At 62.5% G+C, this 18,936-nt stretch carries 17 protein-coding genes; 11 read left to right on the forward strand and 6 right to left on the reverse strand.

The window, feature by feature from the left end:
* The first annotated feature begins 309 nt into the window (after positions 1-309).
* From AC07OV_RS05650 to AC07OV_RS05660, 3 genes are all read left to right on the forward strand, one after another.
* Positions 310-1,449 carry a saccharopine dehydrogenase family protein gene (locus AC07OV_RS05650; protein ID WP_495091755.1) on the forward strand — a complete coding sequence of 380 codons (1,140 nt, stop codon included), beginning with the start codon at positions 310-312 and terminating at the stop codon, positions 1,447-1,449.
* Between the two features lie 111 nt (positions 1,450-1,560).
* Complete coding sequence (gene nspC, locus AC07OV_RS05655) at positions 1,561-2,658, forward strand: carboxynorspermidine decarboxylase (RefSeq protein WP_495091756.1); 1,098 nt, start codon at positions 1,561-1,563, stop codon at positions 2,656-2,658.
* A 28-nt stretch (positions 2,659-2,686) separates the two neighbouring features.
* Positions 2,687-3,931: a saccharopine dehydrogenase family protein gene (locus AC07OV_RS05660; RefSeq protein WP_495091757.1), complete on the forward strand. Its 1,245-nt coding sequence runs from the start codon at positions 2,687-2,689 to the stop codon at positions 3,929-3,931.
* A gap of 242 nt (positions 3,932-4,173) precedes the next feature.
* Here AC07OV_RS05660 and AC07OV_RS05665 read toward each other — a convergent pair whose 3' ends face one another.
* Positions 4,174-4,953, reverse strand: coding sequence for an IclR family transcriptional regulator (locus AC07OV_RS05665; protein WP_176995638.1), 780 nt, complete (start codon positions 4,951-4,953; stop codon positions 4,174-4,176).
* 216 nt (positions 4,954-5,169) lie between these two features.
* Here AC07OV_RS05665 and AC07OV_RS05670 point away from each other — a divergent pair, with 216 nt between their 5' ends.
* The 5 genes from AC07OV_RS05670 (at position 5,170) to AC07OV_RS05690 (ending at position 9,038) form a co-directional block, all read left to right on the forward strand.
* Positions 5,170-5,952: an ABC transporter substrate-binding protein gene (locus AC07OV_RS05670; protein WP_495091758.1), complete on the forward strand. Its 783-nt coding sequence runs from the start codon at positions 5,170-5,172 to the stop codon at positions 5,950-5,952.
* Positions 5,949-6,617, forward strand: a complete 669-nt coding sequence (locus tag AC07OV_RS05675; RefSeq protein WP_176995636.1) for an amino acid ABC transporter permease — start codon at positions 5,949-5,951, stop codon at positions 6,615-6,617. Before AC07OV_RS05670 ends, AC07OV_RS05675 begins: the two co-directional genes overlap by 4 nt.
* On the forward strand, positions 6,614-7,366 hold the full coding sequence (locus AC07OV_RS05680; protein ID WP_176995635.1) for an amino acid ABC transporter ATP-binding protein: 753 nt from the start codon (positions 6,614-6,616) through the stop codon (positions 7,364-7,366). Before AC07OV_RS05675 ends, AC07OV_RS05680 begins: the two co-directional genes overlap by 4 nt.
* Positions 7,363-8,631: an NAD(P)/FAD-dependent oxidoreductase gene (locus AC07OV_RS05685; protein WP_495091759.1), complete on the forward strand. Its 1,269-nt coding sequence runs from the start codon at positions 7,363-7,365 to the stop codon at positions 8,629-8,631. The genes AC07OV_RS05680 and AC07OV_RS05685 overlap by 4 nt, the downstream gene beginning before the upstream one ends.
* Before the next feature lie 95 nt (positions 8,632-8,726).
* Positions 8,727-9,038, forward strand: a complete 312-nt coding sequence (locus AC07OV_RS05690; RefSeq protein ID WP_494996929.1) for a signal peptidase II — start codon at positions 8,727-8,729, stop codon at positions 9,036-9,038.
* A gap of 21 nt (positions 9,039-9,059) precedes the next feature.
* On the opposite strand, the gene AC07OV_RS05695 is transcribed toward AC07OV_RS05690, so the two are convergent.
* The 3 genes from AC07OV_RS05695 to AC07OV_RS05705 all read right to left on the reverse strand — a co-directional run bounded on the left by AC07OV_RS05695 (position 9,060) and on the right by AC07OV_RS05705 (position 11,153).
* Positions 9,060-9,530 (reverse strand): hypothetical protein, encoded by a 471-nt coding sequence (locus tag AC07OV_RS05695; protein ID WP_494996928.1) that lies wholly within the window; start codon positions 9,528-9,530, stop codon positions 9,060-9,062.
* A 106-nt stretch (positions 9,531-9,636) separates the two neighbouring features.
* Positions 9,637-10,545, reverse strand: coding sequence for a glutaminase B (glsB, locus tag AC07OV_RS05700; protein WP_176995631.1), 909 nt, complete (start codon positions 10,543-10,545; stop codon positions 9,637-9,639).
* 197 nt (positions 10,546-10,742) lie between these two features.
* Positions 10,743-11,153, reverse strand: coding sequence for a hypothetical protein (locus AC07OV_RS05705; RefSeq protein ID WP_495091760.1), 411 nt, complete (start codon positions 11,151-11,153; stop codon positions 10,743-10,745).
* Between the two features lie 110 nt (positions 11,154-11,263).
* On the opposite strand from AC07OV_RS05705, the gene AC07OV_RS05710 reads away from it, so the two are divergent.
* The 3 genes from AC07OV_RS05710 (at position 11,264) to AC07OV_RS05720 (ending at position 15,365) form a co-directional block, all read left to right on the forward strand.
* Entirely contained in the window at positions 11,264-12,118 is an 855-nt protein-coding gene (locus tag AC07OV_RS05710; protein ID WP_495091852.1) for an AraC family transcriptional regulator, read from the forward strand.
* 100 nt (positions 12,119-12,218) lie between these two features.
* Positions 12,219-14,288, forward strand: coding sequence for a TonB-dependent receptor (locus AC07OV_RS05715; RefSeq protein ID WP_495091761.1), 2,070 nt, complete (start codon positions 12,219-12,221; stop codon positions 14,286-14,288).
* Between the two features lie 186 nt (positions 14,289-14,474).
* Positions 14,475-15,365 carry a helix-turn-helix transcriptional regulator gene (locus tag AC07OV_RS05720; protein WP_176995628.1) on the forward strand — a complete coding sequence of 297 codons (891 nt, stop codon included), beginning with the start codon at positions 14,475-14,477 and terminating at the stop codon, positions 15,363-15,365.
* Positions 15,366-15,368: 3 nt separating this feature from the next.
* Here AC07OV_RS05720 and AC07OV_RS05725 read toward each other — a convergent pair whose 3' ends face one another.
* Together AC07OV_RS05725 and AC07OV_RS05730 are read right to left on the reverse strand one after the other, a co-directional pair.
* The gene (locus tag AC07OV_RS05725) at positions 15,369-17,081 is read right to left on the reverse strand and encodes an ABC transporter ATP-binding protein (protein WP_495091762.1); all 1,713 of its coding nucleotides are present in this window, start codon (positions 17,079-17,081) and stop codon (positions 15,369-15,371) included.
* Positions 17,065-18,846: an ABC transporter ATP-binding protein gene (locus AC07OV_RS05730; protein WP_495091763.1), complete on the reverse strand. Its 1,782-nt coding sequence runs from the start codon at positions 18,844-18,846 to the stop codon at positions 17,065-17,067. Before AC07OV_RS05730 ends, AC07OV_RS05725 begins: the two co-directional genes overlap by 17 nt.
* Positions 18,847-18,936: the final 90 nt, after the last annotated feature.

An 18,936-nucleotide genomic window follows, 5' to 3' on the forward strand; every position in this document is an offset into this window, starting at 1 on the left:
GGCGGTGGGTCAGGCGACATCGCTGTTGCCTGTGCCGCCGCTTTCGCAGGCAAGCCAGCTCCCACAGTGGATCTTCGCCGCTGCACAAACCCCTGTGGGAGTTGTCGAGCTATAGCGAGGCTGCGAAGGCGGTGGGTCAGGCGACATCTCTATTGCCTGTGCCGCCGCTTTCGCAGGCAAGCCAGCTCCCACAGTGGATCTTCGTTGCGACACAGATCCCCTGTGGGAGTTGTCGAGCTTTAGCGAGGCTACGAAGGCGGTGGGTCACCCTTTATACTGCCGCCCTCACCTCCCCCTCAAGGAAGAACCATGCGCGTCATTGTCATTGGAGGCCTGGGCAATTTCGGGCTGCGGATCTGTCGACGCCTGGCGTCTGAATCGGGTATCGAGGTGGTCGCCGCCAGTCGCAGTTCGCGTGGAGGCCTGCATGCCTTGGATGACGGGCAGAGCGTGGCCACGCTGCCCCTGGATATCAGCGCCGCCGATTTTGAGCAGCGCCTGATTGAAGCCAAACCCGGCCTGGTCATTCATTGCGCGGGGCCCTTTCAAGGTCAGGATTACCGAGTAGCGAAGGCGGCATGTGCAGCCGGGGCGCATTACCTGGACCTGGCAGACGGCCGCGACTTTGTCGCGCAGTTCGCCGCGAACGTGGATGAGCAGGCAAAAGCGGCGGGTGTGCTGGCGATTTCCGGCGCCAGCAGCGTACCCGGCTTGTCCTCTGCCGTGGTCGATCACCTGGCCCACTCTTTCAGCCGCATTGACAGCCTCCAGACCGTCATCGCCCCCGGCCAGCAAGCCAGCCGTGGCGTCGCAACCATCCAGGCCGTGTTCGGTTATGCGGGCCTGGAATTCGAGCGCTGGAACGACGGTGCCTGGACCCGTCAGTTCGGCTGGCAGGACTTGCGCCGCTTCAGCTTTGCGAAGATCGGCCAGCGCTGGGGCGCCGCCTGCGATGTGCCAGACCTGGCGCTCTTTCCACAGCGCTACCCGGGCGTGCGCGATGTGGCCTTTCATGCCGCCCTTGAACTACCCATCCAACATGTGGCCCTGTGGCTCGCCGCCGCCTTGCGCCGACTCGGTCTGCCCCTGCCAATCAGCCGCTATGCCGCCAGGCTGGACGCTTTCTCCAGCCGTGTGCTCGACCGCTTCGGCAGCGAGACCGGCGCGATGCAAGTCAAGGTGCAAGGCTTGCGCAGCGATGGCCAACCTGGCTCGCTCACCTGGCACCTCACCGCACCGGGTGGCGACGGCCCGGAGATCCCCTGCATGGCTGCCTTGCTGCTCGCGCTGAAACTTGCAAAAAACCAGCTCCCACAAACCGGCGCGTTCCCTTGCCTGGGTTTTCTGCAGTTGGATGAATTCACCGCGGAGTTCCAGCGTTGGGGCTTTACCACAGCACTTGTCGACGACCACGCGTCAAACAGTCACGAGAATTCGCCAGACTTGTAGGCGGTTTCAAAAGTGATGCGGGCAAAATCCGCCGGCTAACCTTTCGATTCGATCCAAGTGCGGGCACAATGCGTGTCCTTTTTTGGCAGGCACCGCCGCAGGCTCTCAAAAATGATCAAAACGCCGTACTACCTCATCGATAAACAGAAGCTTCTGGTCAACATGCAGAAGATCGCTTACGTGCGCGAGCAGTCCGGCGCCAAGGCGTTGCTGGCGCTCAAGTGCTTTGCCACCTGGTCGGTGTTCGACCTGATGCAGCAGTACATGGACGGCACCACGTCGTCGTCGCTGTACGAGCTCAAGCTCGGTCGCCAGAAGTTCGAAGGCGAGGCGCACGCCTACAGCGTGGCCTGGGCCGACGATGAAATCGAAGAGATGCTGGATAACTGCGACAAGATCATCTTCAACTCCATCAGCCAGCTGCAGCGCTTTGCCGAACGTAGCGAAGGCAAGACCCGAGGCCTGCGTGTGAACCCGCAGGTGAGCAGCTCCGACTACCTGCTGGCCGACCCGGCGCGCCCGTTCAGCCGCCTGGGCGAATGGGACCCGGAAAAGATCGAAGGCGTGATCGACCAGATCTCCGGTTTCATGTTCCACAACAACTGCGAGAACGGCGACTTCAGCCTGTTCGACAAGATGCTCGGTGTGATCGAAGAACGCTTTGGCGCGCTGCTGCACAAGGTCGAGTGGGTCAGCCTCGGCGGCGGCATCCACTTCACCGGTGAAGACTATGCCGTGGACGCGTTCTGCGCCCGCCTCAAGGCGTTCTCCGAAAAGTACGGCGTGCAGGTCTACCTGGAACCCGGCGAAGCGGCGATCACCAACAGCGCTTCCCTGGAAGTCACCGTGCTCGACACCCTCTACAACGGCAAGAACCTGGCCGTGGTAGACAGCTCCATCGAAGCCCACCTGCTGGACCTGCTGATCTATCGCCTCAACGCCAAGCTGGCGCCAAGCGAAGGCGAACATACCTATATGGTGTGCGGCAAATCCTGCCTGGCCGGGGACATCTTCGGCGAGTATCAATTTGATCGTCCGCTGGCCATCGGCGATCGGCTGTCGTTCATCGACACCGCAGGCTACACCATGGTCAAGAAAAACTGGTTCAACGGCCTGAAAATGCCGTCCATCGTAGTGAAACAACTCGACGGTACTGTCGAGGTGGTTCGTGAATTTGGTTACGACGACTACCTGTTCAGCCTTTCGTAAGCTGGCGGATAAAGGAGAGATAAAGCAATTGAAAAAGAACGTTCTTATCATTGGTGCAGGAGGTGTCGCCAAGGTGGTGGCCCACAAGTGCGCGCAGCACAACGACGAACTCGGTCGTATTGCTATCGCGTCGCGCAACATCTCCAAATGCCAGGCCATCATCGACAGCGTCAAGGCCAAGGGTAGCCTCAAGGTTCCCGCCGACATCCAAGCCTTCGCGCTGAACGCCCTGGACGTGGAAGCGACCAAGGCCCTGATCCGCGAGACCGACTCGCAGATCATCATCAACGTGGGTTCCGCGTTCCTCAACATGTCGGTACTGCGTGCCTGCATCGACACGGGCGTTGCGTACCTCGACACCGCCATCCACGAAGAGCCGGGCAAGGTCTGCGAGACCCCGCCGTGGTACGGCAACTACGAATGGAACCACCTGGAAGAGTGCAAACAGAAGAACATCACGGCCATCCTTGGCGTGGGCTTCGACCCGGGTGTCGTCAACGCGTATGCCGCGCTGGCGCAGCAACAGCATTTCGACCGCATTGATTCGATCGACATCCTCGACGTCAATGCCGGCTCCCATGGCAAATACTTCGCCACCAACTTCGACCCGGAAATCAACTTCCGCGAGTTCACCGGACAGGTGTGGAGCTGGCAGAACAGCCAGTGGACCAGCAACACCATGTTCGAAGTCAAACGCACTGATGACCTGCCGGTTGTCGGTTCGCAGAACCTCTACCTCACCGGCCACGATGAAGTGCACTCGCTGTCGAAAAACCTCGACGTGCCCAACGTGCGTTTCTGGATGAGCTTCGGCGAACACTACATCAACGTGTTCACCGTGCTGAAGAACCTCGGCCTGCTCTCCGAAAAGCCGGTCACTACCGCCGAAGGCCTGGAAGTGGTGCCGCTGAAACTGGTCAAGGCCGTGCTGCCCGACCCGTCTTCGCTCGCCCCTGGCTACACCGGCAAGACCTGCATCGGCGACCTGGTCAAGGGCACCAAGGACGGCCAGCCGCATGAGATGTTCATCTACAACGTGGCATGTCACGAAGAAGCTTTCGCTGAAACTGACAGCCAGGGCATCTCCTACACCGCAGGCGTGCCACCGGTGGCCGCTGCGCTGCTGGTTGCCCGTGGCGAGTGGGATGTGAAACACATGGCCAACGTCGAGGAACTGCCGGCCGAGCCGTTCCTGAAGGCGCTGGACGTGATGGGGTTGCCGACCCGCATCAAGGACGAGCACGGTGATCGTGCGTGGGATGCGATTGCCTGATAGGCGATAGCTGACCAAAAAAATGCGCCCCACGGGGCGCATTTTTTGTTTGGGCTGCTGTAGGAGCCGGCTTGCCGGCGATGGTGGTGTGTCAGTTGATACCCTCAAGCCCAATGAGATCAACTGTGGGAGCTGGCTTGCCTGCGATAGCGGTCTTCCAGTGCCCTATGTGCTGACTGACACACCGCCATCGCCGGCAAGCCGGCTCCTACAGTGGATTGGCAGCGGATGTGAGGGTGGAGTTATTCCAGGTTACGGGCTGAGTTGCTCAGCGCTCGCGAACACTGCAACAACGCCGGCGCCAGCTGCTGCTCTGCATCCGCCCGAGTCCAGCGGCTGGTGGGTGCCACCACGTGCACCGCCGCCACCGGGCGGCCATTGGCGCCGAGCACGGGCGCGCCGATGGTCATGTCACCCAGGAACAGTTCCTGGCCATTCACTGCGTAGCCCTGCTCGCGCACCTGTTGCAACGATTGCAGAATCTGCTCGACGTCCGTCAGCGTCTGGCTGGTGTGGGCAATACGCTGGCTGTTCTCGATCAACACCAGCGCTTCTTCCTGCGGCAGCGCGCTCAAATAGGCGCGCCCCGACGCCGTGCAGTACATCGGCACCCGCGAGCCGATCGGCATGTGCACCGGCACAAACCCCGAGCTGACGAATCGTGCGATGTAGGTCATGTCGTAGCCCGCAGGCTCGGTCAGGCACGAGGTTTCGCCGGTCAGCCGGGTCAGTTCCGACAGAAACGGGTTGGCCACTTCGATCAACGAATGCGCATCCAGGTAGCTGAAGCCCAGCTCCAGCACCCGAGGTGTGAGTTGGTAATGGCGTGTGCGCGAGTGTTTCCGAAGGTAACCCAGGCTTTCGAGGGTAAACACCATGCGCTGGGCCGAACTTTTGGTCATGCCGGCCGCCTCGGCCACCTCTGCAAGGCTCATGCTGCGGCGCTGGGCGCTGAATGCCTTGAGCACCGACAGGCCTTTTTCCAGGGATTGGTTGTGCAAACTGTTGCGTTCTTCAGACATGGCGGACTCGCGGCGTAGGTGGCTCAGGCGTGGCGATATTTCTACCGTAAAACACAAAAATAGACCACTAAATATCGCATATCGATACGAATGGTTCATTTTGTCGATTTTCTATAGCGAAATACGATTTTTATCAATCGAAATGGCATAGAGCTTGCGTTTTCATCGGCAGCCGCTTGCGGTACTGACTTTCCGTTTTCCTTCTGGAGTAACCCGATGAACAGTCTTTCGCCCTTGTTTCGCCGCCTTGCCTTCGCCCTGTGCGCCACGCTCTGCGCCAGCGCCGTGCACGCAGAAAGTGCGTCCTCGTACAAAGTCGGTGCAACGGCCAGTGGTTCGCCGTTCACCTTCCTCGACATCAAGAGCAACAGCATTCAGGGGGTGATGGTCGACGTGGCCGAGGCCGTGGGCAAGGCTGGCGGCTTCACCAGCCAGATCGAACAGACCAACTTCGCCGCGCTGATTCCCTCCCTCACCTCCGGCAAGCTGGACTTCATCTCTGCCGGCATGCTCAAGACCGAGGAACGCACCAAGGTCGTCGACTTCAGCGCCCCGGTGTACGCCTACGGTGAAGGCCTGATCATCAACGCCGATGACAACGCCAGCTACCCCGACCTGACCCCCCTCAAAGACCAGGTGGTCGGCGTGCAGGCCGGCACCATCTTTTATGACCAACTGAACAAGCTCGGCATCTTCAAGGAAATCCGCACCTACGACTCCATCGGCGAGATGGTCCGCGACCTGTCCCTGGGCCGCATCAAGGCCGCCGTGGGCGACCAGCCGGTGGTGGCCTACCAGATCCGCCAGAAGCTGTTCAAAGGCGTGAAACTGGCCGCCGACTACAAACCCACCAACGTCGGCGAAGTGTGCCTGGTGGTGCGCAAGGGCGACACCCAGACCCTGGGACGCCTGAACAGCGCCATCGCCAGCATCAAGGCCGACGGCACCCTGGACAGCATCCTCAAGAAGTGGGGGCTTGATACCCAGGTGCGCCCATGAACCCGACCGAGTTCCTGCAAAACGCCCAGGATTTCCTGCCGATCCTGCTGCAAGGCGCCTGGGTGACGATCCAGATCACCGTGCTGTCGTTCCTGCTCAGCAGTGCCATCGGCCTGGTGCTGGCGCTGCTCAAGCTGTCGCCGATCCGTGCGCTGTCGTGGACCGCGAGCACCATCATCAACGTGATCCGTGGCCTGCCGATCATCGTGCAGCTGTTCTACATCTACTTCGTGCTGCCGGACATGGGCGTGCACCTCACCGCGTTCTATGCCGGTGTGATCGGCATGGGCATCGCCTACTCGGCGTACCAGGCCGAGAACTTCCGCACCGGCATCATCGCCGTGGAACAGGGCCAGCGTGAAGCCGCCGAAGCCTTGGGGATGCGCTCGGTGCTGATGATGCGCCGGGTGATCCTGCCCCAAGCGTTTCGCATCGCGCTGCCGCCCTATGGCAACACGCTGGTGATGATGCTCAAGGACTCGTCCCTGGTGTCCACCATCACCGTGGCGGAGATGACGCGCCAGGGTCAATTGATCGCCTCGTCGACCTTCCAGAACATGACCGTCTACACCCTGGTCGCCCTGCTCTACCTGCTGATGAGCCTGCCGCTGGTGTATGGCCTGCGCCGCATGGAACAGCACCTGGGCCGGAGGAAAAAAGCATGATCGAGATTCGCCAACTGCAAAAACACTACGGCAGCCACCGCGTGCTGCACGGCGTCGACCTGGACGTGGCCAAGGGCGAAGTGGTGTGCCTGATCGGGCCGTCGGGCTCGGGCAAGTCCACCCTGTTGCGCTGCATCAATGCGCTGGAAGCCTACGACGGCGGGCACATCAACGTGTTCGGCGAAACCGTGCAGCGCGGCAGCAAGACCGTGCACGCCCTGCGCAGCCGCATGGGCATGGTGTTCCAGCGCTTCAACCTGTTCCCCCACCGCACCGTGCTGGAGAACGTCATGGAAGGCCCGGTGTACGTCAAGGGTGAACCCGTACAGCAGGCCCGCGAAGAAGCCCTGGTGTTGCTGGAAAAAGTCGGCCTGAGCGCCAAGGCAGATGCCTACCCGGAACAACTCTCCGGCGGCCAGCAACAACGCGTGGCCATCGCCCGCGCACTGGCGATGAAACCCGAAGCCATGCTGTTCGATGAACCCACCTCAGCCCTCGACCCTGAGCTGGTGGGCGACGTGCTGGCGGTGATGCGCACCCTCGCCGACGAAGGCATGACCATGATCGTGGTCACCCACGAAATGGGCTTCGCCCGGGAAGTGGCCGACCGCGTGTGCTTCCTGCACGGCGGCTACATCGTTGAAAGCGGGCCAGCCGAGCAAGTGTTGGGCAACCCGCAGCAACCGCGCACCCAGGACTTCCTGCGCCGCGTGCTGCACCCCACCGGCGATACGCGGAGCCTGTCATGAAGTCATTGTGGTCAGCGACCGCACCGGCGGCCGTGCCAACCCCGGCGTTGGATGAGTCGGTGAAGGTGGATGTGGCAATTGTCGGCGCCGGCTATACCGGCCTGTCCACCGCCCTGCACTTGGCCGAACGTGGCGTGAGTGTGTGCGTGCTGGAAGCCAACGAGCCGGGCTGGGGCGCTTCCGGGCGCAATGGTGGGCAGGTCAACCCGACGCTTAAATACGACCCGGAACAGCTGGTGCAGATGTACGGGCCAGAGCGTGCCGAGCCGTTGATTTCCACCGTGTCGAATTCGGCCGACCTGGTGTTCAGGTTGATCGAAAAACACCGCATCGATTGCGCCCCGGTGCGCAAGGGCTGGATGCAGGTGTCATACACCGAAAAAGGCGTGGCCGGGTTGCACGCACGGGCCGAGCAATGGGCGCGACGCGCCGTGCCAGTGCAGGCGTTGGATGCGACAGCGGTAGCTTCGCGCATGGGCAGCGAGGCCTTTGCCGGTGGCTGGCTGGATGGTCGTGCCGGGGCGATCCAACCCTTGGCCTATGCGCGTGGTTTGGTGGGCGCGGCGTTGGCAGCGGGTGTACGGATTCATGGGCAAAGTGCGGTAACGGGTTTGCAACGCCAGGGTTCCGGCTGGCAGTTGCAGACGGCTGGCGGTGCCCAGGTCACGGCGGATCGTGTGGTGCTGGCCACCAATGGCTACAGCGGTAACCTGTGGCCGGGCATGGCCCAGAGCATCCTGGCGGCCAACAGTTTTATCGTCGCCACCAAGCCGTTGAGTGGGCGCGCGGCCGAGAGCATTTTGCCGGGGCAGGAAACGGTGTCCACTGCGCAGCGGCTCTTGCTGTACTTCCGCAAAGACAGCCATGGGCGCTTGCTGATGGGCGGACGCGGGTTGTTCAACGACCCCACTGACCCCACGGATTTCGCTCACCTTGAGCGCTCACTGGCGCTGCTGTTTCCGCAACTGGGCCCACTGGAATTCGAGTACCGCTGGGCGGGGCGGATCGCGATCACGCGGGACTTCATGCCCCACGTTCACGAACCGACACCGGGGCTCACGTTGGCGTTGGGCTGCAATGGCCGAGGCATCGCGTTGTGTACCAGTTTGGGTCAGCAATTGGCCGGGCGTTTGTGTGACAGCCAGGCGGAGTTTGCTTACCCGGTGACACCGTTGCAGCGCCTGCCAATGCATGGGTTGCAGCGGTTCTACATCGGCGCTGGAGTGGCGTGGTACAGCCTGCTGGATCGGCTCAATGTGAGCTGATCCTGCGCTCATCATTTCGTCACAAACCTGGCGTAGGCTCGCGGCCTTCAGATCTCAAGGATGAGACCCCCTTTTGTTGTGAGCGGACTGCGGCGTTGCCACCGCAGGTCAAGCAACTGATTTTTATCGTCGGGGTTGCCGTGGTGGAGGCCTGGGCGCTGTGGTGGTCGCTGTCTAACTGGAGCCAACCGCTGCGTAAAGTCCTGCCGCTGTACGCCATCGCCCTGGGCGGTATCGCCAACCTGATCGACCGCGTGTTCCGCGACGGTCATGTGGTCGACTACATGGTGTTGAAGGTTGGCCCGACGCATACCGGCGTGTTCAATCTTGCCGATATCGCCATCACCGCCGGGGCGTTGTGGCTGATGCTGGATTTGTTTGTTAAGCCGCGCAAAACCCGAGTCTGACCGGGCAGCACCGCCTAGTTATTAAACGCCCAGGGGCATCAACGCCGCTAATGCATCTGTGATCAACGCCTTAAGAATAGGCGTTGATTTAGCCTTCATGCGATCACTTACCTCTTGCTGCTTGGCAGTCACTTTGCTGGCGTATTTCGAGGCCTGCCCCTCGGCGGCGAGGGACGCCATCTCCTCATCGGTAAACGATTGCTGGTAAGCCTCAGCCAGGTTCAAATCCCACTGTGGCTGGTACTTGGGCAGCAATTGCGTGATTTGCTGATCGAGCGCCTTGTTGGCCTCGGCCGGCCCGATCTTTTCGGCAACCATCGCGTAGGTCACCGTCGTCTTCGCTGCTAATTGTGCAAACTGCTGCAGGTTCTTGCCCATGTGCTGTTTGGCGACGAAAGCACGGGCAGCGGGTGACGCCGGTATATCGGCAGATGCGATGCTGGCGAGCGCCAGCAGCAATAGAAAGGCGAAGGCAGTGAAAGTCCGTTTCATGGTGCATATCCTTGGGGGTAGCCATCAGCGTAGCGGTGCAAAGTGGCAGTTTGATGTCATGCGCAAAATAGCGCGTTCCCACGCTCTGCATGGGAACAGCCTCATCTCAAAACACCGACCACCCAATCCGCTCACTCAACAACTCCAACGCCTTCATCCCCGCCAGCGAGTTCCCCGCCGTGTTCAGCTCCGGCGACCACACGCACACCGTAAACTGCCCCGGTACCACCGCGACGATCCCGCCGCCTACCCCACTCTTGCCCGGCAACCCCACGCGATAGGCAAAGTTGCCCGCTTCGTCGTACAGCCCGCTGGTGGCCATGATCGAGTTGACTTGCTTGGTCTGGCGCGCGGTGAGGATCTGTTCACCGCTGTGGGCGCTCACGCCTTCGTTGGCCAGGAAGCTGAAGGCGCGGGCCAGGTCCAGGCAGCTCATCTGCAGGGCGCAGTAGTTGAAGTAACTGTGCAGCACGGCGTCCACGTCGTTGTGGAAGTTGCCGAAGGATTTCATCAGGTAGGCCATGGCGGCGTTGCGTGCGCCGTGTTGGGCTTCAGAGTCGGCGACCACGCTGTTGACCAGGATCTGCGGGTTGCCTGAAAGGCGTCGCACGAAATCGCGCATCGACAAGATCGGCACGGCAAAGCGTGATTGGTTGATGTCGCAGATCACCAACGCACCGGCGTTGATGAAGGGGTTGCGCGGCCGGCCGCGTTCGAACTCCAGCTGCACCAGGGAGTTGAACGGCTGCCCGGAAGGCTCATGGCCCAGGCGTTCCCAGATGGTTTCGCCGCCGTGGTCGATGGCCTGCACCAGGCTGAATACCTTGGAAATGCTCTGCACCGAGAACAAGGTGTCGGCATCGCCGGCGCAATAGGCCGAGCCGTCATTGCCGTACACGGCGATACCGAGCTGGTTGGCGGGCACGTCGGCGAGTGCGGGGATGTAGTCGGCGACTTTACCGAGGCCGATCAGGGGGCGCACTTCGTCGAGGATCGACGAAAGCATCGCCTGCATGTCTTGTCCTGTCATCTGTCTTTGAATCGGTGATATGCGGGGCGCGGAGGATACCTGAAGCGGGGGATTTGCGTGGACTGAACAACACCTCGGTAAAACGGTAGGAGCCGGCTTGCCGGCGATGGCGTCCCTGAGTGCGATGCAAAACCCGAGACCCTATCGCCGGCAAGCCGGCTCCTACAGGGCGGAGATAGCCGTTAGAAATGCGCCACATCCGACACCTGCTCATCCAGCACATCCCGCGCCAGCGCCCAGGCGCGGTCCTGGGACTCGACCACCAGCAGCGGATAGCCCCAGGCCTTGCCGAAGGTCACGGCAAACGGCTTGAGGGCCAGGCGCTTGGCCGCGCTGGGTTCAACCTGGATCATGCCTCTGACGTAGGCCCGCAGCGCCTGCTTGTTTTTCTTCATCCAGATCGACGCGTGCTTGCGCTCTTCGTGGGAGTGTTCGTGATTGCTTTCATCCACGGCTTTTTCATGCAGCAGCACAAAGGCTTGCCGCCGGGCCAGGAGGCCTTCGAAGACCAGGAAAGCGTCAGCCGGGCCGCCTTCGTTGGGAGCGTCGAAAACGATTTTCACCACCGGGAATGTTGTGCTGTCGAGTCGCATGGCAGAGCTCCTTGTTGAGAATGGATCTCACTGTATCGATCGGCCCGCTGGACGGCATTGCACAGAATAGCCAGACTGTTTCGCAATTCAGCCAACCTGTGAACCCCGCCATGAAACACCACCGCCTTGAAATGCATGACCGCTCGATGGTCAAGGATGCAGATCAATTCCCCCGCGCCGTGGTGGCCGTGGGCGCCACCAGCACGTCGGACACCTGGGAGCATGCGCAGCACGCCCACCGCAAGGGCCAGTTGCTGTACACCCTGCGCGGGGTCATCCATTGCGAGATCGAAGCGGGTATCTGGATCGTGCCGCCGCAGTGCGCGCTGTGGATCCCCGGCGGCGTCTCCCATGCGGCCCGCGGTTCTGGCGAAGCGGAAGTCTATTGCCTGCTGATCGACCCCAACGCCGCCTGCGCCCTGCCCCCGCAATGCTGCACCCTGGCGGTGTCAGCGTTGTTACATGAGTTGATCAGCAAGGCCGTGAGTTTTCCGCTGCTGTATGACGAGGGCGGTGCCCAGGGCCGTTTGATCAACACGCTGCTGGATGAATTGGCGGCCGCGCCCATCGAGGCCCTGCACCTGCCCATGCCCCAGGACCCGCGCTTGCGCCGCCTGGCCGACAGCCTGCTGGCCGAGCCCGCCGACAAAGCCACGCTCAGCCAGTGGGCGGTGCGCATCGGCATGAGCGAACGCAGCATGACGCGCCTGTTGCTGGAGGAACTGGGCCTGAGTTTTGGCCGCTGGCGCCGGCAGTTGCACGTGATCCTCTCGTTGCAACGCCTGGCCAAGGGCCAGAGCGTACAGACGGTGGCGCTGGACCTGGGCTATGAGAACGCCAGCGGCTTTATCACTATGTTCCGCAAAGCAGTCGGCCAACCGCCAGCGCGTTACCTGGCAGACCGTGCCGGGGCCCTGAACGCACCGTCTCCCGCGGCCATTGCGCTAAAGGAGGCAAAAGGCTAGCTACGTTGCACTGCAATCGGGTGATTTAAGACCCGAATCGGGTAGTGCGGAAAATGAGAACCCGTATCATTTGCGCCATTCTCCTTCAGGCGTGGACACCATGGAACGCACTTCCCTCTCCCAAGCCGTACGCTGTGCCTTATTTTTGTCTTGCACCCTGCCGCTGATACAATCGGCGATGGCCGCCGATGTGACCGTCGATGAGCTGGATGCCACCGTCATCACGGCCACCAAGCAGGACACGCCGCAGTTCAAGACCACCAACAGCGTCAGCGTGGTCAAGGGCGAAAAAATCGAGGACAGCCACCTCGACACCCTTGGCGAAGTCGCCCAGCGCCAACCCAACCTGTACTTCAGCACCTTCACCCAGCACACGCCATCGCTGACCATTCGTGGCCTGGGTTTTTCCGATGATGAAGGCGATAGCATCAGCAACAGCGTGTACATCGACGGCGTGCCCATGAACGGCCTGGTGCTCGGCCAGTTGTACGATATCGACCAAGTGGAAATCCTGCGCGGCCCGCAAAACACCCTGTACGGGCAAAACAGCATGGGCGGCCTGGTGGCCCTGCGCACCCGAGACCCGGAGTTCACGGCGGGTGGCAAGGTCAAGCTCGAATACGGCACCCACAACCAGCAGCGCGCCGAAGTCACCGGCAACCTGCCCCTCACTGAAAACACCGCCGTACGGGTGACCGTCGGCGGCGAAAAGAACGATGGCATGATCGCCAACGCCACCCTAGGCCGCCACGATACTGCCGGCTGGGACAGCGGTTTCGGCCGTATCAAGTTGCTGCACCTGGACGACGACGGCGGCGAGTGGCGCTTCGGCTTGCACCACATGAACACCCATGGCGACAACGACTATTTCGCCACCCGCGACTTGGCGAAAAAGTACCAGTCCAACGCCACCGACGCCGGCACCAACAACACCGAATACACCTTGTTCACCGGCGAATACCGCAAGCGCTTTGCCGATGACACGCAACTGGTGGTCAACGTCGGTGCCAACCAGACCGAGTGGGATTACTGGCTGCCCAAATCGATCTTTGGCGGCACTGCTGGCTACGACATGAAGACTCGCCAATACACCGGCGAAGCTCGGCTCAACGGCCAGAACGGCAACATCGATTGGCTGGTGGGCGGCTTCCTGTCCCATGTGCGCCGCGACGCGCCGTACACCTTCGACCTCAGCCCGTATTTTCTCAGCGCCACCAAGGCCAAGGTCGAGGGCGACACCGTGGCCACCTTCGGCGAGCTGGGCTGGCGCTTCCAGCCGCAATGGCGCGCCGCCGTGGGACTGCGGGTGGAACACAACCGCCGCACCATGGACTGGAGCAGCACCCAGGGCGGCATGTTCGACAGCGATGGCGACGGCGTGCCCGACACCAGCTTCGCCAGCCTGGAATCGTTCAACGACCGCAAGGTCAGTGAAACCGTGGCCCTGCCGCGTTTCAGCCTGGAGTTCAGCCCCAACGACCAGCACTTCACCTACCTGGTGCTGGCACGCGGTTACAAGGCGTCCGGCTTCAATACCTACTCCACCACCGCCAGCGCGGCTGGCGATGCCTACCACCCGGAATACGGCAGTTACGCCGAGTTGGGCTACCGCTACCGCGCGCCGAGCAAGGTGTGGGAAGTCGGCGCCGACGTGTTCTACACCCGCCTGCGCGACCAGCAGGTGATCGTCGAGGACGGCGGCGGCCAGACCTCCACCAGCAACGCCGGCAAGTCCCACAACAAAGGCCTGGAACTGACCGCCACGGTGCGTCCGGTGGAGTCGGTGCAGGTCAATGCCTACGCCGCGTTGCTTGAGGCGCAGTTCGACGACTACACCCGTGGCGCGGTGGACTATTCCGGCAAGCAATTCCCCAGCACACCCAAGCACAGCTACGGCGTGTCGATGGACTGGGCGGCCACCGACCACATCACCGTCGGCACCGGCCTGACGCGCCAGGGCCAATCCTATCTATACCCGAACGCCACGCTGTCCCAGGGCGCCTACACCCTGTGGGACGCCAACATCGATTATCGCCTCAAGCAGTGGACCATCGGCCTGTTCGGCAAGAACCTGGGCGACACCACCTACTTCACCCGCGCCATGGCCAACGGCATGGTCATCGCCGGCCAGCCGCGTACCCTGGGCGTGCGGGTGGGCATGGAGTTCTGAGACTCACGTTACAACCTTGCAAATGAGAACGATTAGTAATAGCCTGCGATCCATCTTGAAAGCTCGCAGGGATTTCCGGGCAATGCGCTGGCCTCTCCGTAACAGGGGTCCGCGCAGGAACAAGGACACTTGCGAGCCGTCTGCCCCCTGCCCAGGTCTCCTGGGCGGTTGCCTGCGAGGACGACCATGTACCAGCTTCGCGCTTCCACCTTCTTTGACGAAACCGCGCCCCAGGCCGGCCCGCCCGGCTGTCACGTGCGAACCCAGGTGGTCCAACCCGGCCTGGAAGTCTCCCTGGTGACCTTCAACGCCACGGACGCGGTGCGCATCAGCACCATTGACGACAACCCTCACCTGCACTTCAGCTGCATGCTCAACGGCGATATCGACGTGCGCGTCGGCCGCAAAGACCTGCACCTGGGCAAAGACCAACTGATGACCAGCTTCGCCCCTGCCGAACGCTTCGAGCTGGCGTTCGCTCCCGCCCACCGCAACCTCGAACTGCGCATCACGCCCCAGCGCCTCAGCGAACTGGCCGGCGAGGATTATCAGCGGCTGGGCGACAGCATTGAGGGCAACTTCTGCCTGCACACCACCCACGGCAACCAGCGCATCAAGGACGCCGCCCTGCGCCTGGAACGCCTGCTGGGGGATGATTCAGCCTCGCCGCTGCTGGTGCATTCGGCCAGCCTGGAATTCCTCGCCTGGCATCTCAAGGCCTTCAACCCCAAGGACCAGAGCGAGCAGATTTCCCGGCGTGAACAGAAGCAACTGCTGGCCGCCCGCGAACGCCTGCTGATGGACCTCAGCGCCGCGCCCACCATCGAGCAACTGGCCCGCGAGACCGGGCTCAACCAGCTCAAGCTCAAGCGTGGGTTCAAGGCCATGTTCGATGTGAGCATCTACGCGCTGTTCCAGCGCGAACGCATGGGCAAGGCGCGCCAACTGCTGCAGCACCATGGGGTGACCGACACCGCCTCGATGCTCGGCTACAGCAACATCAGCCACTTCAGCGTGGCGTTTCGCAAACAGTACGGCGTACTGCCGCGCGATGCCCGGCGCGGCGCGCTGGAATAACCCTTACCCCGCCTGCTGTTGCCACAACTCGGCATACAGCCCGCCACGTGCCAGTAACGGCGCGTGGCGGCCGCGCTCGACGATACGCCCCTGGTCCAGCACCAGAATCACATCGGCATGGCGCACCGTGCGCAAACGGTGCGCCACCATAATCAGCGTGCGGCCCTGGGCCAGGCGTGACAGCGCGCGCTGGATCTCATGCTGCGCCAGCGGGTCGACCGACGCCGTGGCTTCGTCCAGCAACAGAATCGGCGCGTCCTTGAGCAACGCCCGGGCGATCGACAAACGCTGACGTTCGCCCCCCGACAACCGCTGGCCGTTCTCGCCGATGGGCGTGTCATACCCCTGGGGCAAACGCTGGATAAACTCATCACAACCGGCCTGGGCACAGGCGTGCCTCACCTGCGCCAGGCTGGCGTCGGGTTGGCCCAGGCGCACGTTGTCGAGCACGCTGGCATCAAACAGTTGCACGTCCTGGAACACGAAACTGCACGCGGCGTACAGCTGGTCCAGGCGCATGTCGCGCACGTCCACGCCTCCCAGTTCAATACGCCCCTGCTGCGGGTCATAAAAGCGCGCCAGCAAATGCAGCACGCTGCTTTTACCGGCACCGGAAGGCCCGACAATCGCCAGCATCTGCCCTGGCTCCACGGCAAAATCCAACCCCTGCAACGCCCACTCCGGCTGTTCGGGATAACGCAGGCCCACGTCGCAAAAACGCACGCCATGGCCCTGTGGCGCCACCGGCTGCGAGGGCTCGGCAACCGCAGGCATCTCCAGCAAGGCCTGCAACCGCGCTTGCGCCTGGGCCAGGCCGCGCAGTTCGCTCAGGTACGCCGCCACATCCAGCAAGGGGTCGAGCAAACGCGGCGCCACCAGCGCGAACAACATCCAGGTCAGCGCCGGCAGTTGCTCGGCATTCGCCAGCAGGCCCGCCACGAGCAACAGCAGCACCAGGCTCAAGTCCACGCACAACCGGTACAACTGGATGGCGCTGCCGCCCCACACTTCCACCCCCAGGCTGTGACGTTCAATCTCGCCGAACTGCTGGTCCAACCGTTCGCGCCACGCCCCGGCGCGATTGAACAGACGCAAGGTGCGCAGCCCGCCGATAAACTCCACCAGCAGCCCCGCCGCCTGCATAAAGCTGTGCTGCTTGCGCCGGCCCGCCGCCAGGAAAAACCCGCTCAAGCGGTTCAACAACACAAACGCCAAGGGCAACGTCACCAGCAGCGCCAGGGCCAGGCGCCAGTCCACCCACACCAGCACGCCGACGAACAGCAACGGCACCGCCAGCGACGCCAGCAGTTCCCCAAGCACGTGAGTGAATATCGTCTCGATACGCTTGACGTCTTCCGTCAGGCGCTCACCCAGTTGCCCGATCCTCTCTTGGCGAAGCGCGCCCAACGGCAGACGCGCCACATGGTCGAGCAAGTGGCGCCGGTAACCGTGCATCAACTCATAACCGCCAAGAAAACTGTTGAGCTGGCCGAAGTGCGAACACACCAACTGCGCCACCAACAGCGCCGCCAAGCCCACACTCAGCCACACCAGTGACGGCATCACGGGTTCAAGCAGCCACACAAACCCGAGAAAGAACGGCGCAATCGCACACGCCCGCTCCAACACGCGAAAACCCAAGCCCCACCACAGGCGCGGCGAGCGCGTATCGGCAATGCTCACCACTTGGCGCAGCCCTTCAATCAACCCGTGCATGCTGCGTACTCCCTTCTCGGATGGTCCAGTCTTCGCTGTCGAACTGGTGCTGCCATTGCGTGGCATAAGTGCCGCTGCGCGCGAGCAACTGGCCGTGAGTGCCCGATGCCTGGATTACCCCGCGCTCCAGCAACACGATCTGTTCGGCGTCGCAAATGCTGGTCAGGCGGTGGGCAATCACCAGCAAGGTCTTGTCCGGCCAGGTGGCGCGCAGCGCCTGGTAAAAGCGCTGCTCCGTACGACTGTCGGCAAAGGCCGTGGCCTCGTCCAGCACCAGGATCGGCGTCTGCGCCAGCAGCGCCCGGGCCAGGCCGATACGCTGGCGTTCGCCCCCGGACAAACGTACGCCACGCTCATCCATCGGCGTGTTCAGCCCCATTGGCAAGGCCCGTACAAAGTCCTCGGCCTGGGCCACGCGCAGGGCGCTGTCGATCTGTTCGAGGGTCGCGTCGGGACTGCCGATGCGCAGGTTATCCAGCAACGTGCCCTGGAAGATGAACGCGTCCTGGGACACCACGCCCACCGTGGCCGCACGGGCCGCTTCACTGAGTGTCGACAGCAACTCACCGTTCACCCGCACCTGCCCGCTTTCAGCGTCCAGCAACCCACCCAACAACCAGGCCAGGGTACTTTTGCCGCTGCCTGAAGGCCCCACCAACGCGGTCATTTGCCCGGCAGGCAAGTGCAGGTCAACGCTCTGCAGCACGGGTTGTCGGTCATAGCTGAACGACACCCCTTCAAACATCACTTCCAGCGGCGGGTTCAAGGCGTGATCACGCGCGCCCGACGGCTGCGGCCACACCAGCAACGGCGCGAACCGACGCACGCCGCCCATGATTTCCTGCACCTGGGAATTGAGCCGCGCCACCCGTAACAACGGCCGCAGCATGCCGGTGCCCAGGATCAGCACCAGCACCAGCTCGGCCTGGGTCAACTGCCCCGCGCCGTACAACCACAACCCCACGGGGAACAGCACCACGACGTTGGCCCCCAGCAACACCACAAACACCGACCAGCCGGGCACCGTCATGCCGATCATGCGGCCGATCAATTGCCGGTAATGGGCCAAGGCCTCGCGCATGCGCTTGAACGAACGGGCGTCCTGGCGGAAGGCTTTCATCAACGGTGCACTGCGCAAGAACTCCAGGGTCGCGCCGTCCAGGTCATCCACCGCCCCGGCGTACTGCGCCAGCCGCTCACCCAGGCCGCGCATCATCCAGGCCTGGGCCAGCAGCGCCAACGGCACCGGCAATAAGGCACACAGTGCCAGGCGCCAATCGAGCAAGCACAGGGCGATGAATACCCAGATCGGGCTCAACAACGCCGCCACACACTCGACGCTGTGGTGGGCGATAAATTGCTCCATGCGCTCCACATCCTGAATCACCCGCTGCTTGAGTTCGCCGCTGCTCAAGCGGCTCAACCACGGCAACGGCGCCCACGACAAATGCCGCACCAACGCACGCCGAGTGTTGAGCAACACGCGATACGCCGCCACATGGCTCAGGTAATACGCCAGGGTGTACAGCAGGTATTTGCCCAGCAGGGCCGCCGCCATCCAGCCGGCCAGGGTGAACAGGTCAGCCCCCACGCCAGGCCCGCCCTGCACCACGCGGTTCACCGCTTGGGCCAGCAGGAAAAACGGCAGCAACTCCACCGCCGCTGCCAGCACCGCCATGGCCACCGCCAGGCCCAATCGTCGCCCCTGGCCCCTTAGCAGCCAACGCCAGCTCGGCGTTGGCGCGTCGGCCTGCTCAGTTTTCATCGCCATCCCCAGCCTGATTCGAGTGTCCCGGGATGATTGATCAAGCGGCCGGTCGACGGCTCCCCTGATCGGTTCGCACAGGCCCCGGAT

The sequence above is a fragment of the Pseudomonas sp. GW821-FHT09A09 genome (assembly GCF_059418405.1).